Annotated in this window: 12 protein-coding genes; 2 read left to right on the top strand and 10 right to left on the bottom strand. The window is 46.0% G+C overall.

Annotated elements, in window-relative coordinates:
* Positions 1-90 precede the first annotated feature (90 nt).
* From AC3WRW_RS21350 to AC3WRW_RS21370, 5 genes are all read right to left on the bottom strand, one after another.
* The gene (locus AC3WRW_RS21350; protein WP_492548315.1) at positions 91-1,452 is read right to left on the bottom strand and encodes a sulfatase family protein; all 1,362 of its coding nucleotides are present in this window, start codon (positions 1,450-1,452) and stop codon (positions 91-93) included.
* A gap of 24 nt (positions 1,453-1,476) precedes the next feature.
* On the bottom strand, positions 1,477-3,045 hold the full coding sequence (locus AC3WRW_RS21355) for an extracellular solute-binding protein (RefSeq protein WP_492548316.1): 1,569 nt from the start codon (positions 3,043-3,045) through the stop codon (positions 1,477-1,479).
* A 20-nt stretch (positions 3,046-3,065) separates the two neighbouring features.
* A complete protein-coding gene (locus AC3WRW_RS21360; protein WP_492548317.1) occupies positions 3,066-3,929 on the bottom strand; it encodes a carbohydrate ABC transporter permease in 864 nt (287 codons plus the stop codon).
* Between the two features lie 11 nt (positions 3,930-3,940).
* On the bottom strand, positions 3,941-4,822 hold the full coding sequence (locus AC3WRW_RS21365) for an ABC transporter permease (protein ID WP_492548318.1): 882 nt from the start codon (positions 4,820-4,822) through the stop codon (positions 3,941-3,943).
* A gap of 151 nt (positions 4,823-4,973) precedes the next feature.
* Entirely contained in the window at positions 4,974-7,205 is a 2,232-nt protein-coding gene (locus tag AC3WRW_RS21370) for an AraC family transcriptional regulator (protein ID WP_492548319.1), read from the bottom strand.
* A gap of 155 nt (positions 7,206-7,360) precedes the next feature.
* On the opposite strand from AC3WRW_RS21370, the gene AC3WRW_RS21375 reads away from it, so the two are divergent.
* The gene (locus AC3WRW_RS21375) at positions 7,361-8,218 is read left to right on the top strand and encodes a helix-turn-helix transcriptional regulator (RefSeq protein WP_492548320.1); all 858 of its coding nucleotides are present in this window, start codon (positions 7,361-7,363) and stop codon (positions 8,216-8,218) included.
* A gap of 73 nt (positions 8,219-8,291) precedes the next feature.
* Here AC3WRW_RS21375 and AC3WRW_RS21380 read toward each other — a convergent pair whose 3' ends face one another.
* The 4 genes from AC3WRW_RS21380 to AC3WRW_RS21395 all read right to left on the bottom strand — a co-directional run bounded on the left by AC3WRW_RS21380 (position 8,292) and on the right by AC3WRW_RS21395 (position 14,238).
* A complete protein-coding gene (locus tag AC3WRW_RS21380) occupies positions 8,292-10,313 on the bottom strand; it encodes a beta-galactosidase (protein WP_492548321.1) in 2,022 nt (673 codons plus the stop codon).
* 72 nt (positions 10,314-10,385) lie between these two features.
* Complete coding sequence (locus AC3WRW_RS21385; protein ID WP_492548322.1) at positions 10,386-11,924, bottom strand: sulfatase family protein; 1,539 nt, start codon at positions 11,922-11,924, stop codon at positions 10,386-10,388.
* Positions 11,925-12,085: 161 nt separating this feature from the next.
* Positions 12,086-13,567 (bottom strand): copper amine oxidase N-terminal domain-containing protein, encoded by a 1,482-nt coding sequence (locus tag AC3WRW_RS21390; protein WP_492548323.1) that lies wholly within the window; start codon positions 13,565-13,567, stop codon positions 12,086-12,088.
* Between the two features lie 77 nt (positions 13,568-13,644).
* A complete protein-coding gene (locus AC3WRW_RS21395) occupies positions 13,645-14,238 on the bottom strand; it encodes a TetR/AcrR family transcriptional regulator (RefSeq protein WP_492548324.1) in 594 nt (197 codons plus the stop codon).
* 186 nt (positions 14,239-14,424) lie between these two features.
* Here AC3WRW_RS21395 and AC3WRW_RS21400 point away from each other — a divergent pair, with 186 nt between their 5' ends.
* Complete coding sequence (locus tag AC3WRW_RS21400) at positions 14,425-14,841, top strand: tautomerase family protein (protein ID WP_492548325.1); 417 nt, start codon at positions 14,425-14,427, stop codon at positions 14,839-14,841.
* Positions 14,842-14,911: 70 nt separating this feature from the next.
* Here AC3WRW_RS21400 and AC3WRW_RS21405 read toward each other — a convergent pair whose 3' ends face one another.
* Positions 14,912-16,039 carry an NADH:flavin oxidoreductase gene (locus AC3WRW_RS21405; RefSeq protein WP_492548326.1) on the bottom strand — a complete coding sequence of 376 codons (1,128 nt, stop codon included), beginning with the start codon at positions 16,037-16,039 and terminating at the stop codon, positions 14,912-14,914.
* Positions 16,040-16,161: the final 122 nt, after the last annotated feature.

Raw genomic sequence — 16,161 nt, forward strand, 5'->3', positions numbered from 1 at the left:
TAATAAAGCGCTTACATTTATTTCCTTAATAATCGCTAGCCTAATCATTCGTTAAACATGATTAGACTAGCTGCGATGAAACGAACTTTCCTATAGTTTCTTGCGAAGCTCGCTGACGGATACTCTTCTCGCGCCGGAGTTTGGTATAACGGAAGCAGATAGTATCGTAGGAACGGTTTCTCCAGCCTCCTGCATGCGGCGAATTAAACGCATTCTCAATTCTGAGGCGACTTGATGAAAGGCCTCAACCCCGATCAAATTGTTTAACTCATGCGGATCGGACTGCAGATCGTAGAGAAAGTCTTCCCCATACGTTTGCGCCCCTGCATCGTGGCTCACATTCGGACCTGGCGCCCTTACACTGTATTTCCAGCGATGTGTCCGAATCGCACGGCCAACTTGCGACTCGCTGATTTGTACGAGTACTTCCTCTGGCCATCCTTCCCTGTCGCCACGCAGCAGAGGAAGAATAGACCGGCCTTGCATAGAGTCCGGAACCGGAATTCCTGCCGCATCCAGTAAGGTCGGAGGAAGATCGACCAGAGAAATCATCTCCTGCAGTCGGCCGCCGGACTTGAAGCACCCGCCTGTAAAGGCTGTCGGCACACGAATGGAGCTGTCATGACAGGATCTCTTATATTCACTGTTTCTCGTCTTAAAGTGACAGCCATGATCGGAAGTGAACATGATCATCGTATCTTCCTCCAGACCGAGACTGATCAAGCTGTCCATCAAGCGGCCCAGCGCCTCGTCGAGACGTTTGACCATGCCGTAATATCCACCAAGATGCGCGTGGGCTGTGCCTCCCAATGACGCAAGATCGCCAGGCACAAATTGACTGCCACTGTAGCGCCCTTCGTAGCCCCGAGGAGCCGGATAGTTATCGGAATGATTTTGATGATGCGGTTCAAGATAAGACAGGAAGAGAAAGAAAGGTTCATCTTTATGCCGATCAATGTAACGGATCGCGGCATCTGTCTGAGCATCTACTCTATACCCTGGAAGCTTCACCGGTTTATTATCGTTATCATACATAACCGTATCGTACGCATCCGAAGAAAATTCAAGCACATTGGAGGCTAACCAGTATTGATAACCTCCTCTTTGGTTCTCCGGCACCGGTTCTTGTGAAGCTAAATGCCACTTCCCGATATATCCCGTTTTGTAGCCGGCTTCATTAAAATAATGGGCCAGCGTCTTCTCATCTTGCTGCAGCGGAATACCGTTGATATAGCAGCCTGTTGCCGTCGCGTATTTCCCCGTCTGCAGCGAAGATCTGGCAGGTCCGCATACCGGCTGGCAAGTATAGGAATTATAGATATGCGTCCCTTCCATCGCCATACGGTCGAAATTAGGTGTCAGTTCAAGCGGATTGCCATGAACGCCTGTTGTGTCAAAGCGCTGTTGATCCGTAAAGAATACGATCACATTCTTTTTTTTCGTTGTTCTCATTGGACTGCCTCATCTGCCTCACGATTATTTTTTAGTTTTCTTCCATTCCTCGTTGGCTTGCTGTTCAATCTTTTGTCCGCCTTGTTGGTAATATTTCTGAACAAATTCATCGAACTTATCAATGGACCATACCCCGGTTACAATTTTAATAAAGTATTCCGTCCACAATTTCTTTTCCAAATCCGGGTAGTCAATCTCTGCCGGCACCGACTTCCATAGCGCATTCTTAATTAAATTCTGCGAAGAGACTTCAAGTGCTGCCCGGATTGGCTCATCTGCCCACCGTCGATCCGTTACTTGTACGAATCGAACCGGGTTGGAGAATCCTTTTTTGTATAAATTCGTGTAAGTCGTCGACTGTGTAATCTTATTCTTCGCCTTGTCTAACGTGTAATCCACATTCTCTTCGCCATACGTGAGCAGATCAACGCCGCCATTCGGATCATCGCTGACCGACCAATCCAGCATTTGGATCAATCTATCCGGATCTTTAGCTTTAGCGCTAATTGCCCGCATTCCGCCGCCCGCATACGGATTGACTTCCGGCATTCCCAGCTTGCCGTTAGGTCCCTTTGGTGGATTGATTAGTTTCAAGCTTGCGTTTGGAACCGTTTTTAATAATGCATCCAAATACGAGCTGCCTTTTACGCCAAATGCATCGCCTTCAAACATGCCCACCTTGGAATTAGCGATTCTCGCCTCTGCAGCCTTCTGTTCCATGACGGCGAACTCAGGATCGATCAATCCTTCCTTGTACCACTGTTGAAGAACAGCCAGAGCTTGCTTCGCTTCAGGCGTTACAAAGCTTTTTACAATCTTCCCGTCTTTTTCAGTCCAATATACAGGACCTGAAGTTGCTGCAATCGTAGGAGATACAACAGCGATGCCGAACGCTCCAAAAATACTGTTGAACATAGACATTTTGTTGCCGCCTAGTCCATATGTGTCATTTTGTCCATTCTTATCGGGATCGTTCTTCGTAAAAGCTTTCAGTACATCGTGAAGCTCATCCAGTGTTGTGGGCGCTTTCAGACCGAGATTGTCCAACCAGTCTTGCCGAACTGTCAACCCGACGGTATTGGGAGAATTAAATGATTCCGGTCTTACGGCAAAAGGAATCGCGTAAGTTTTGCCGTCATACTTAACGCCTTCCCAACGTTCTTTCGGAATCATTTTCATCAAATGCGGCGCTTTAGCCAGCAAATCATCGATGGGTCTTATCAGTCCTTGACTGGCGTACTGGGCTAATATATTCGTATCGACACTGAAGTAATCCGGAATATCTCCTGCCGATACCATGAGGTTCAGCTTCGTTTTATATTCATCGCCCGATAGCAGGTTTACTTTATAATCTACATTATGAATTCCGGCTTTCTCCATTTGTTGAATAATTTTCGCTTTGGCCTCGCCACCATTATCCGGATATTCCGGAATGCCCAGATTGAAAAACATATTAAAGGCTACCGGAGGCTTTTTCCCATTATCCGGGGTCGTTTTTGTGTTATTCGCATCTTGGGTACTGCAGCCAGCAGCAATCATACTCACCAAGCAAGTTACACATACAACAGAAATTGCCTTATTCATACGTTTCATGGAATTGCCCCCTCATATTTTTATGATTTAACAGCACCTAGCATAGAACCTTTCATGAAATACTTCTGCAAGAAAGGATAAACAGCAAGAATTGGAACAATAGATACAACAACCGTCGCAGCCACGGCGGACTGAGCCGAAATGTCCGTATACTCCCCAGTCGCAATCGCCATTTGCTGCCCGGCCAGAATTTCTTTCAGCAGAAGGGGCAGTGTGAATAGCGATTTGTTATTCAGATAGATTAGTGCCTGCATAAAATTGTTCCATAACGCAACACATTCCCATAAAGCAACTGTTGCGATGACCGGTTTACAGAGAGGTAAAATGATGGTAAAAAATATCCGCAGCGGGTTAGCGCCGTCCATGACGGCCGACTCCTCGACTTCATCAGGGATGGACCGCATGAAGCTTTGCATAATGATGACATTGAATGCGGAGATCATACCCGGAAGCATCAGCGCCCATAACGAGTCAATTAAACCTAGACTTTTGACAAGCAAATAAGTTGGAACCATACCGCCACTAAAAATCATTGTGAAAATCATAAGGAACGTCATCGATTTCACGCCTGGAAGCGTCCTCTTATTTAACGCATAAGCTGTTGTAGCCGTAAACAATACATGAATGGCAGTTCCCAAAGCAGCAACAATAATACTGTTCCGATAAGCTAGCCAGATAAAGCTCGATGACAATACGCTTGTGTAGGATTCTATCGTGAACCCTCTTGGCCCCCAGAATAGACCGCCTTTAGCTGCACCAGCCGCCGTACTAAAGGAAATTGATATTTCATGCCATAACGGATAGAACGTTGCGATACAAAGCAGCACCAGAAACAGCACATTGACGCTTTCGAAAACACGTTCGCCCCAACTTTTCTTTATCATTGCACTCATCCTCACCATATTCCTTGTTCGCCCATTCGTTTAGCAAGCCAGTTCGTAAATAAGAGAAGAATTAATCCTACTACGGATTGGAACAAACCTGCAGCGGCGGCAATTGAATATCTTCCCGATGTTAAACCAACCCGGTATACATAGGTGTCTAAAATGTCGGAAACGTCATATACAAGCGGATTGTATAAGATGAATACTTGATCGAATCCAACATTCAAGATTTGACCCGTACGCAAAATAAGTAAAACGACAATCGTTGAAACAATACTCGGGATTGTAATATAACGAACCATTTGAAACCGGTTGGCCCCATCCATCTTTGCCGCTTCGTATAATTCAGGATTAATGCCGGCGATGGCTGCCAAATAAATAACAGTCCCCCATCCGACCTCCTTCCACATCTCTGAGCCTACAAGGAAACCTCGGAATAAGCTTGGATCCATAAAAGGGGAAGTCGATAACCCAAGCAGCTTTGTTACTCCTGTATCTACTGAGAAAACAGACAACAAAATGCTGCCCAAGACAACCCAGGAAACAAAGTGCGGGAAATAAACGATCGTTTGAACAATTCGTTTGAACACACCATTCATCAGTTCATTTAACAATAGTGCCAAAACGATTGGCGCTGGAAAGTTAAACACTAATTTTAGAAAACTGATAATAACTGTGTTTCTTAATGCAACCCAAAAATCGGGAGAGTCGAACAGAATACGAAACCACTTTAACCCCACCCACGCGTTTGTGAAGATACTGCCGGAAATTTTAAAATCTTGGAATGCAATCACTACACCGCCCATGGGAACATACTTAAATAGTAAGAAGTAGATAATGCCGGGCATAAGAAGCAAGTAGTAATATTTGTGCTTGGCTATCTGGTTATTCAAAAAGTACTCCTCCTTTCCTTCATGTTGGTTACACCTGTTGTGTACGCTTTCATGGTAGCTTGGAAAGGGACAAAAAAAAATCCTCAGTTTGTAATCATCATGAGGATTTTATGATATTAACACCTTGAATGTTAGAAATATCACATAAATATCAGATTTTTTTCAAGCTTTTACGGTAATCGCCGGGTGTCATCCCCTCATACTTCTTGAAAAAACGGATATAGCTGTGTACATCGTTATAGCCTACAGCTTGGCTGATCTCTTGCAAGGAATCGTTACAGCTATTCAAAAGCTCTTTACTCTGCTTGATACGGTGCTCGCTTAAATACTCAAGCATAGATTTCCCCATCTCGAGTTTAAATATTCGACTTAAATGTCCGCTGCTGATTCCGATGCCATCTGCAATTTCCGAGATCGAGATATTTCTTGTATAGTGATTCTCCATAAAACTGATGGCCTTCGTGACATACAAGTTCATCACTTGCTTGTCCTGCTGACCTTCAAGGAATTCGATCACTTTGCTGATGTTTGTAATCATAAATTGATAGAGCTCATCATTATTCTGACATTCATTCAATTTGAAAATATCTACTTCCTCATGCAAGCGGCCAATGTCATGTCCATCCTTCAACAGTTCATTAAAAACAGAGCTTAATAAGACAACGATCATCCCTTGCAGCTTTTCCAGCGGATATTTGGATTTATAGATATATTGCTCGAACAGGTCGCTCACACATTGAAAAGCCTTGTCCCTGTTCATTGAGGTGACGGCATGGATGAGCTGCTTCTGCAGGGACAGCGGGTAAACGAATTTCCATTCATTCTTGTGATCCTGCATCATTACCACATCGTTGCGGTTGATAACCGCCTTATAATTCAGCATGCGCCGAGTCTGCTCATAAGCCGTATGCAGTTGATCAGCAGTTCCTACATGGCTGACGACCAATTGAAGCGAGATATTCAGCTGCTCTTGAGCGACAGCGTTCATCTCCGCATAGCATTGATAAATCTGCTCTCTCAAGGCGTCATCCATACCATTTTGAGGCAAATTAACAATGAAACCAAGCTTATTGCGATCCAGAATTGTCCCTTCCACGGGCATATATTTCTTCAGCGTCTCTGAAACCATACTGTAAATGATCAGCTTGTGCTGCGGATTTTCCGCATCTTCGGAGCGCATCACATCAAATACAGCAACAATTACCGCATAGTAAGGCTCCGCAAATGAAATGCCGACCTGTTCAAACCTGGCGGTAATACTCTCTTTATCTGAAACATTGTTGCGTAAAATATCGGAAATCAGGTGATCCTTCATGACCGGCTCATTTTGTTTGATCGTATCCATCATGGAGCTGATCGCCCCGCTCACCATAAGAAATTCATCCTTAGAGAATGGCTTGCTGCCTCCGCCGCCAAATAATACTTCGAGCATTTTCTTCCACGGATTGTACATCTTCACTGCAAACGTATACGCAATAGCAAGTCCAATTACAAAGACGACAAGCACCATCATCAATATTTTGGACATTTTATCGAACAATCGCTCTTTATAGAGATCATACGGAATCAAGCTGACAACCTTCCATCCAATTCCGCTGACAGGTTGAATATTCGCAAAAAACGTTTGTTTATCGATACGGATCTTCTGCATCTTATCTTTGGATGCTTCTGCCTTATCCGCCATAAAACGATCAATTGCCGCGTTCGTATCGCCATTCCCGGTGGAGATCACATGCGCATTGCTGTCAACGATGAAAACATTCTGTTCACCGCTGTTGTTTAGATGATAGATGGCGTTTAAAAACAGCTTTTTCTCTATGTTAATGACCAATATCCCAAGCGGCTTCGTTTCTGTAATCGGAATGGCTTTGTAAAAGGTGATATACTCATCCCGAACCTGATACCAGAATGACTCCTTGCTATGCGAGCGGATTTGCTCCAAAACAGTCTTGTCATAAAAGGAATCTGCATCATAAAGTCCTTCTCCGGATGTCATAAATCTCTCATTCAACGCACTGAAAATATAAACGGAGGAAAATAATTGGTTAGAAACGATTTGATTGCGCAATTGCTCCTTTAGCTGATAATAATCGTATACCGTGAAGGCAGACGGATTTTTCAGCATCCGGTTCATATCCGGTAAAAAGGATAATTGTAAGGAAAAGTAGCTCATTTGTTCCATCAGATCGTCTATACTTTTCGTAACGCTTTGTGCGTTATTGTCTGCAGATTGTTTAAGTTCGTTTGTCAGATCCTCGCCAAGCGTATACGAATAGATCGACAAAATCATAAGCGTCGGGATAAGAACGGTAATAAAATACGAAAGTAACTGCTTTCGAAACAAGGAGCGATTAAAAAACAACTTATTTGTAAACCCTTTCAATCAATTCCCTCCTCATCTCTTACATTGAAAGTTTAAATCACAAAACAAGCAAAATCAACTCATCGAAAGCATTTATCTATGCCCGGCATACCGGTAATTGTTTCAAGCAAGCAACGATGACATAATAGAGGTATTAATCTACTAGGAGCAAAGCGATGAAAGAGTATGCGATGGAATTTGCCGAATTATGGCATCATATCCCTTCTGAATTCGAAAGAACAGGAGGATTCTGGTTTGTAAGGGCCGGCCGGAACTTGGCGAAGCCGAACTATCAGATCGGTCCCAAACAAATTGAGAATTTTGGCTTTCATTTCATCATTAGCGGACGGCTGCAGTTAACTTACGGGGAGGAGAACGCCGAGTTGGAAGCCGGCGATATCTTTTGCCTGTTTCCCCATTTTACTTATGAATATCGAATACGCTCCAATGAAGAATTGCAAATGGTTTGGATAAACTTGGAAGGACCACAAGTAAGAAGGCTTTTGCAAATGGTAGGACTTACCTTCAACAAACCTTACCGCAGTGCCGCACTGGATGAAACGGCCCTTCAATTGTTGGGTGATGTGGAGCAATTGATTTGGAACGATAGTCGGATGAAACTGCACAGTCTGAGTTTGATGTCTTCCTTTTACCGCCTAATGACACAGCTCGAACTGGATGCAGCCCCTATAGAGGCTGGCGCTCAAGCACCCGCAGAAGGGTGGGTTCAACAAGCGGTCTGTTTTTTTGACTTGCATTATACAGAAACTCTGCGTATAGATGCTGTGGCCAGCATGTTTAATATACATCGTTCCTATTTTTCTTCTCTATTCGCACAACAAGCCGGCATATCACCGCAACAATACTTGCTGCAGCTAAGAATCGGAAGGGCCAAACAATTGCTGCACGAAAGCGCGCTGCCCATCGGGGAAATTGCCCTGTCTGTAGGTTATCCGGATCCGTATCTATTTTCCCGTGCGTTCAAAAAAAAGGTCGGCTGCTCTCCCAGTGAATACCGGAATAGAACTCACTAGCTTATGAAACACTCTTACCTCTCAAATGAAGCATTCCCGGTCCTCTTTATCCAAAAGGCCGGGAATGTATGGATCATGCTTTTCTTTTTAAAATCCGGGTGCCATACATGGGGATTGCGATAGATCCCGCCAAATCCGCTGGCTCCACTAAATCTTGGTAAAGCCTTGCATCAAGCTCGATTTGCTGCTCCTTGTTCGTAAAGTTCAACAGAAATACATACTCATGAATCCCATCTGTACGCATTTGCGCCGTAACTCCAACCGGTAAATCGGATTCCACTACACGTTTGATGTTCGCTTGCCGTCTGATCGCATCATAGAGATTGGCCAAGAAGTGGCCATCGGTACGTGCAGCCACATAATAAGCAAACCCTTCGCCGAATTGGTTGACCGTCAATGCAGGACGACCTGCATAGAAATCATCTGTATATGCCGCCAGCATCTCCGCTGTTTCCAGATGGATCAGGTCGCAGATCTGCTTCACTTCAAAGGTTCCTTCGAAGCCGAGCTCATTGCCTGCTTGCATCGCAACACCGTTGCGATCCTGGTCGTGGAGACCCTCCGTTTCTTCCGACCAGATACCGAGCAAGTTCCGCAGCGGACCGGGAAACCCGCCTAGAAAGCAAAGATCATGTTCATCCACGATACCAGACCAGTATGTACACAGGAACGTTCCGCCCTGACTTACAAAATCCTCGATACGCTGTGCAACACCTGGGCGAAGCATGTACAGCATCGGAGCAATTAACAGCTTGTAGCCTGTAAAATCGCTGTCCATATCGATCACATTCACGGAAATTCCGCGGTCCCAGAAAGGCTGGTAATGCGCTCTGACCGTCTCTTCGTATCCGACACCGATGTTCCGGGGACCTTGGGAATCTTTCACCGCCCAGCGGTTCTCCGTATCGAAAATAATCGCAACCTCCGGAGAAACCGTTGTCCCTACAAGTTCATCCAGCTTCTCGAGCATATCGCCAACAGCTGTAACGTCTTGAAAAACACGTGTATGCTCATGCCCGGCGTGATCCACCACGGCGCCGTGAAACTTCTCGCTTGATCCCCGGCTTTTTCTCCATTGGAAATATTGCACGGAATCCGAGCCGTGAGCAACCGCCTGAAGGGAAGAAAGCAGGTGCATGCCGGGCCGCTTCAACTTGCTGACATTCTGCCAGTTAGTCAAACTCGGCGTACTTTCCATCAGCAAGAAAGGCTGGCCTTGTTTCAAGGATCTAAACAGATCATGGTTCAGCCCTGCCCAAGCTGCCTGCTCTTGTTCTTGCCGCTCATCGTGCCAGGTAGGATACGAATCCCAAGAAATAAAGTCCAGCAGGCTGGCAAACTTCCAGTAATTCAGCCCTTCGTATGCTTCCATGAAATTTGTCGTCACTGGCAGCAGCGGGTTCACTGCGCGCAACGGCTCAATTTCATGTCGGCAAAAATCAACGGTTTGATCCGTAACGAAACGTTTCCAGTCTAGATTTTGCCCATGTACCTGCGTTTCACCATGAGGGGCAGGCGATTCAATTTGATCCCAGCTCGAATACTGATGGCTCCAGAAATAAGTCCACCATGCCTCGTTCAGCGCATCCAGCGAGCTGTAACGGGCTTGCAGCCACTTGATGAAGGCTTGCTGACAATAGTCACAATGACATTCCCCGCCATATTCATTCGATATGTGCCAACCGATGACAGCGGGGTGATTAGCGTACCGCTCCGCTAATCTACTGTTCATTTGGTACACCTTGTCACGGTAAACAGGCGAAGTGTAGCAATGATTGTGGCGAACGCCATGCAAATTGCGGACACGGTTTGCGCCTACCCTAAGCACTTCAGGATACTGTGCGGACATCCATGCAGGTCTTGCCCCACTAGGCGTGGCCAAAAATACGCTGATTCCGTTCGCCGCCAGACGATCCAGCACCCCATCCAGCCACTCGAAGCCATATTTACCTTCTTCAGGCTCCAGTAAAGCCCATGAAAAAATGCCTACTGACATGACATTGCATTTGGCAAGCTTCATCAGGCGGACATCCTCTTCCAGGATTTCCGGATGATGAAGCCATTGGTCAGGATTATAGTCGGCTCCGTGCAGCATTTTAGCTATCCTTGTAGTCGAAAGATACTTCTTAGTCAACTCTCTTCAACCCTTCCAAAACATAGAATAATGTTATGCTCCCCAAATTCTAGGCATCGGCATCGGTTCTTTGCCAAGCTCGGCCCAAACATATTTGAGCAGCAGTTCTGTTTTCAAAGCGGCGTATTCCTTTTGGTCCCATAAATTATTTATTTCTTCAGGATCCTCTTGCAAATCAAAAATCTCACCGTAAGTTTGGTTATAATAAACCGTAATTTTATATCTATGATCTACGTACGTTTTTTGGTGAATCGTTGTGGGCTGATGATGGAATTCGCAAATCGCATGGTCTCTGGCCCGCTCCTTGCTACCCGTCCATACGTCACGTTGGTCTACGCCTGTCATCGTATTTGGAATCGTGATGCCGCAGAACGACAGGAACGTTGGCGCCAGATCAACCAATGACTGTATAGCGGAGCTCACCTTGCCCTCCGGTACCTGGCCCGGATAACGTACGATAAACGGCAATTTGATCAGGTCTTCGTAATGGAATCCGCCCTTCGCTTGCAGTCCGTGCTGACCGAAGAAATGCCCGTGATCGGTTGTAAAGACGATGATCGTATTATCGGCCAAACCAAGAGCATCAAGCTTATCCAATATTTTGCCGATATATTTGTCCATCAAGCTAATCATGCCGTAGTACACAGCGACCTGCTTGGCTTTATGCTCATCCGTCAGGTAGAAACGATCCCCATATCCGTAGTATAGATGAGAATGGTAACCATGGATATAATGCCCGCCAGGTTCCTCCAAATAAGTGAAATCCGGGTCCTCTTGCTGGGTGAGTCCAAAGTGCGGAGGGTTCTTGCCGTGTTCTCCCGGTGTCATGGTTGGAATCGTCAGTTGGGACGGATCATACATCGCATCCCACGGTTCAGGAGCCAAATATTCCGGATGAGGATCGAAAAAGCTGCTCCAAAGGAAAAAGCTTTCCCCGCTCTCCTTGTATTTCTCCAACATAGCGTTGGAGCGTTCAGCGATCCAAGCGTTATAATGAAACTCTTCAGGAATCGGCCATTTATAAGCTGTCGATTTATCCATCGTTCCTGTCGGCGGCAAGAAGTAATCGCGCCAGTTGGCGCATCCCTTCTCCTCCAGCCAAAGTGCATAATGTTGTCCGACGTGCGCTTCGTTGGTATGATTTCTTGCTAGCTCCACATGGTCAAAACCATAGAACCGGTCCTTATAGTTTTTCCAGAATTCCAAATCTTGCATGATTGGATAGGCTTCCAAGGACGGATATTCCTCCGTGGAAAGTAGCGGTTGGAAATGGGCCTTTCCGATTAACGCGGATTGATACCCACCCTGCCGGAAATCCTCGGTAACGACATGGCGGTCTTCCAGCAGCTTCGTCCCGAGGGTCCAAGCTCCATGCTGACTAGGGTGCATGCCTGTAATGATTGACGCTCTCGTCGGCGTGCAGGTAGGATTCGGGCAATAGGCCTTGTCGAACGTTGTACCTTCCCGAACAAGACGATCCAGATTAGGCGTGGAAATTTCCTTGTTAAAGGCTCCGATCGTATTCCAGTGCTGCTGATCGCTTGTTATCAACAAAATGTTAGGTTTATTCACTTTTCTCGCCTCCATATGATGATCATATCTGGATTTCATATAAGGTGAAAATAGCATTATGTTATGAATTGATATCACAATGTTAGATTCTCGTATAGCTAAAAACAAAAGGAGTTAAGCAAATACAAGCCGCTTAACTCCTTTTACCCTTTTACATTCTGCTATTGCGCATAAAGATTAATTCTTCTCAGCAGGTGGTACGCCCCGTCGTACATCACCACATTGCCGTGTTCATTGATTGCAAAAACGTTAAATGATAGCATCAACCCAAACGCAGCCCCCATATTAGCATAAGCATATGTGTCGTACGTATTGGTTTTCGGAAGATATAGGCCTGTGTTATAGGCACTAATATCTTTTAAACCAACATAAGGACGGGTTTCACCAGTGATCTTTACTTCCCAAATCTGCTGCTTCCCTTCAACGTAGAAAGTTCCGTTATCCTCATATACCCGCAGAATTTCTTCCTTTATATCTACTGGAGCTGCATACCTTAGATTTCCGGATTCCTGCAGCTCAAAAATCGCTCGCTTGGTAACATCTAAGACGAACATTTTACCCTCATTCGCAACAGCTGCCAGTTTCACATTCTCCTTATCCGGAGTAAAAGGCATGAATACTTTTGCTTGTTGACCTGATTCGGCGGTATATATCGTATGATGGTAGATATCGCTGAAGTAAAAATTCTGGCCATCTGGCGTCACCATGAAGTTGCCCGGATCAAAAGTCACGTGCCCGATCGTATATGTCATCATTCGAACATTTGGGGCAAGCTCATAAATTACGGTAGACACGCTGTTATCAGATATAAAACCATTGGTAGCCAATAAATAAAGCTTATCCAAATTAGAATCATAGACAAGTTTGCGCGGTGAGAGCGCACTAGCGTTAAAATGCTGCTTGCCAGTCTTCGAATCCGTATAGTCAAAATTAAAGCTCTGATCGAAACTGCTGTATACCACTTTCGTTTCACCCGTCGCTTCATTATAGACACGAAGGGCAAAGCTCATCTCCGAAGCTGCATCCTGTTCCAAAATGTAGATCTGATTGTGATGATCGGAGGCCATGCTGATCACATTCATATTTGGCTGTTGAATAAAGAAATTGTATGTGAATCCCATATCCGAAGCCGTATTTAAATTGTCGACACGAATCTCAGCATTTCTCGGATGGGGTGTCGTAATGAGGATGGATTTCGTTTCATTATTGAAAGCAACCGTTTGGTTCAAACTTTCAGCAATAAATCTCAATGGCACTAAAGTCGTACTATTCATTATGACGGCTGGCTGCTCCAACGTCTTACTTTGATTATCGATACGGACAATACTGCTATTAATGGACAGTTTTATCACATGATCTGCATACTTAAGAACGATAGATTGGTCCTCCGTATTCCATGTCAAATCTGCCTTCAATGCATCAGCAATAAAACGCAGCGGAACCAAGGTCGTATTATTCAACAGTACAGGCGGTGTAGAAAGCGTCATTTTCTGCCCGTTTACTGTAGCCGCTGCATCGTTTAAGGTCAATTGAATCTTTACTCCGACCGGGCTTTTTCCATCACTGGCATAACTCGTTAGGGCATAGCTCTTGAGCAGCATAGCCGTAGAAAGCACGATTATCAAACATACCCGATACAACACATCTTATCCCCCTATGATTAATAAATTGCAGCCCCTTAATGTCCAATCAAATCTGAATGATACATGTCTTCTACCAGTTAAGCGTCTATCGCTAAGGTGATCAATGTATTGGCGACACTGCGGGCTGTAACTGCCGCGGAGAGGTTGCGATCCATCCGAGCGGCGACCATTGCGCCGTCAAAAAGCAAGATGAGCTGCTCTGCTAAATTCTCGGGTTCGATGGCACCAACCGCTTGTGCGAGCTCGACAAATAGTGACCGAACCGATGCGCGGTAGGCTTGGGTTGGTTCTTCAATTGCACTGTTGGGCAGCCCCTCGGCGTTGGCGTTCATAAAGGCACACCCGCGGAATTCCGGCAACGCAAACAGCTTACCCAATAAATCGAATATTCCCAGAAGACGTTCCCGGGGAGTTTCGTAAACGGCAAGTTGTTTATTCAGATATTCCTGCCAGATCGAGTGCCGTCGCGTGAGGTAAGCTCGGATCAGCTCATCCTTGCTTCCAAAGGCACTGTACAGAGTTGCTTTCGCCACCCCGGCACGTTCGATCACGCGGTCTATGCCAACGACATGTACCCCTTCTTCGTAAAACAGCTCGCTGGCAGCGCATAATAGTCGTTCTTTGGCCGATGATCGATTAATAGATGTTGAATTCGTTTTTTTTGTATTCATGCCCTGATCTTATCAAAACGAGATAATAAGGGTCAAGACATTAAAGTAGGCCATGTAAAACCGGCGTTGTTGTATCGAAAATTTTCTAAAAAGGAATTTCTTGACTTTAGTAGTTCAGTTCCTTAATATTATTAACTAGACAGACAGGTCTGTATTATTCTTTTTATACATGAAGGAGGAAACACAATGCCAATGATTGATGTTTATGCCCCATCTAACCTTTTTCCCGTCGGTACGGACCGACAACTTGCCGAAGAGTTAAGTTCGGCGCTACTTCGAGCTGAAGGCGTAGAAAATCCTGGCCCAGCTTACACAAACAACACAGGAGTCTACATTCACCGGATGGAACCCTCTGCGGTACATACCGCTGCCACTGATTCCGCACGTACAGTTCGCATTCAGGTTATTACGCCTCCAGGAGTATTGAATAGGGAAAGCCAGAAACAGCTGGTCAAAGAAGCTACAGAGATTGTTGCCAAAATCTCGAATGATCCCTCACAGGCCGGGCGTACATGGGTACTTCTTACCGAGGCGGCCGAGGGAGGCTGGGGCATCGCCGGTACGGCGTTTGGGCGTGCCGAATTCGCTGCGCTTCTTCCCTAACCCGATAGTAAAAAAACGGGCACTCCCACTAACCCGGAGTGCCCGATCAAATTTCAGAATGACAGCAGAATCAAGAAAGCGAACGCAGCGCTTCAGGGGTGAAAGGCTTCAGCTCGTCAAGCCGGCCATCGCGAACCTTAGCCGCCCATGCCGGATCAACCAGCAGCGCGCGGCCGACCGCAACCAGATCGAACTCACCATTGTTAAGCTTGTCGGTCAAGGTATCCACGTTCGCCGTACCTGCATTTTCCCCTCTAAACGAAGATATAAACTCATTATCCAGACCTACAGAGCCCACAGTGATTGCAGGTTTGCCGGTTAATTTTTTAACCCAGCCTGCGAAATTCAGCTCGGATCCAGCAAACTCCGGCTCCCAGAAGCGGCGGGTCGAGCAGTGAAATACATCAACGCCCGCTTCTACAAGCGGCGCAAGGAATTTGGCCAATTCATCCGGATTGGCTGCCAATTTCGCCTCGTAATCACTAGATTTCCACTGAGATATCCGCAGAAGGATAGGGAAATCGGGTCCTACGGCGCGACGGCAAGCCGCAATAATTTCAGCCGCAAAACGGGTTCTTTTCACAAGGTCTCCGCCATAGCTGTCGGTACGTTGGTTCGTTTTCTCCCAGAAAAACTGATCGATCAAGTAGCCGTGGGCACCATGAAGCTCAATCCCGTCAAAGCCGATCCGTTTGGCATCCGCTGCCGCTTGCGCGTAAGCAGCGACAACGGAATAGATCCGTTCCTGGCTCATCGGCTCATTGACTTTTTCGCCGGTCGCGAGATCCAGGCCTGAAGGTCCAATCGGCAGCTCCTCCGGGTTCGGAATGGCTCCTACCTTACGGTCCGTGCCGATATGCCACAACTGCGGCATAATCAGCCCGCCGGCTTCATGCACTTCCGCGACGACGTTAGCCCAGCCCTTCAGTGCTTCCTCCCCATGGAAATTCGGAATATTCGGGTTATTGGTGGCAGCCGGATCGTTGATCAGAGTGCCCTCCGTAATAATAAGCCCTACACCGTTCTCCGCACGGCGACGGTAATAAGCAGCCACATCAGAACCCGGCACTCCTCCGGGAGAAAAGGCTCTCGTCATTGGAGCCATGACGACCCGGTTCTTTAGCTCCAAAGTACCAAGCTTGAAGGACTCGAATAAAGGTCCTAGCTTGGAGGCAGGTTGGATATTAGGATTATTCATTTTCGCATTACCTCCATTATGAATAAATTCTGGTTTACTAAGCCTTGCCATTCAAACTGTCATATACTTTATTACAGTTATGAATTTACTATACCATACTATTTGCAAAAACACCACTTTTT

This window comes from Paenibacillus sp. FW126-R14, assembly GCF_058789495.1.

Coding starts and splice junctions, on each gene's coding strand:
- AC3WRW_RS21395 (WP_492548324.1), bottom strand. CDS start 14,238: ATGAATACAAAAAAAACGAATTCAACATCTATTAATCGATCATCGGCC.
- AC3WRW_RS21360 (WP_492548317.1), bottom strand. CDS start 3,929: ATGATAAAGAAAAGTTGGGGCGAACGTGTTTTCGAAAGCGTCAATGTG.
- AC3WRW_RS21400 (WP_492548325.1), top strand. CDS start 14,425: ATGCCAATGATTGATGTTTATGCCCCATCTAACCTTTTTCCCGTCGGT.
- AC3WRW_RS21355 (WP_492548316.1), bottom strand. CDS start 3,045: ATGAAACGTATGAATAAGGCAATTTCTGTTGTATGTGTAACTTGCTTG.
- AC3WRW_RS21350 (WP_492548315.1), bottom strand. CDS start 1,452: ATGAGAACAACGAAAAAAAAGAATGTGATCGTATTCTTTACGGATCAA.
- AC3WRW_RS21405 (WP_492548326.1), bottom strand. CDS start 16,039: ATGAATAATCCTAATATCCAACCTGCCTCCAAGCTAGGACCTTTATTC.
- AC3WRW_RS21375 (WP_492548320.1), top strand. CDS start 7,361: ATGAAAGAGTATGCGATGGAATTTGCCGAATTATGGCATCATATCCCT.
- AC3WRW_RS21380 (WP_492548321.1), bottom strand. CDS start 10,313: ATGCTGCACGGAGCCGACTATAATCCTGACCAATGGCTTCATCATCCG.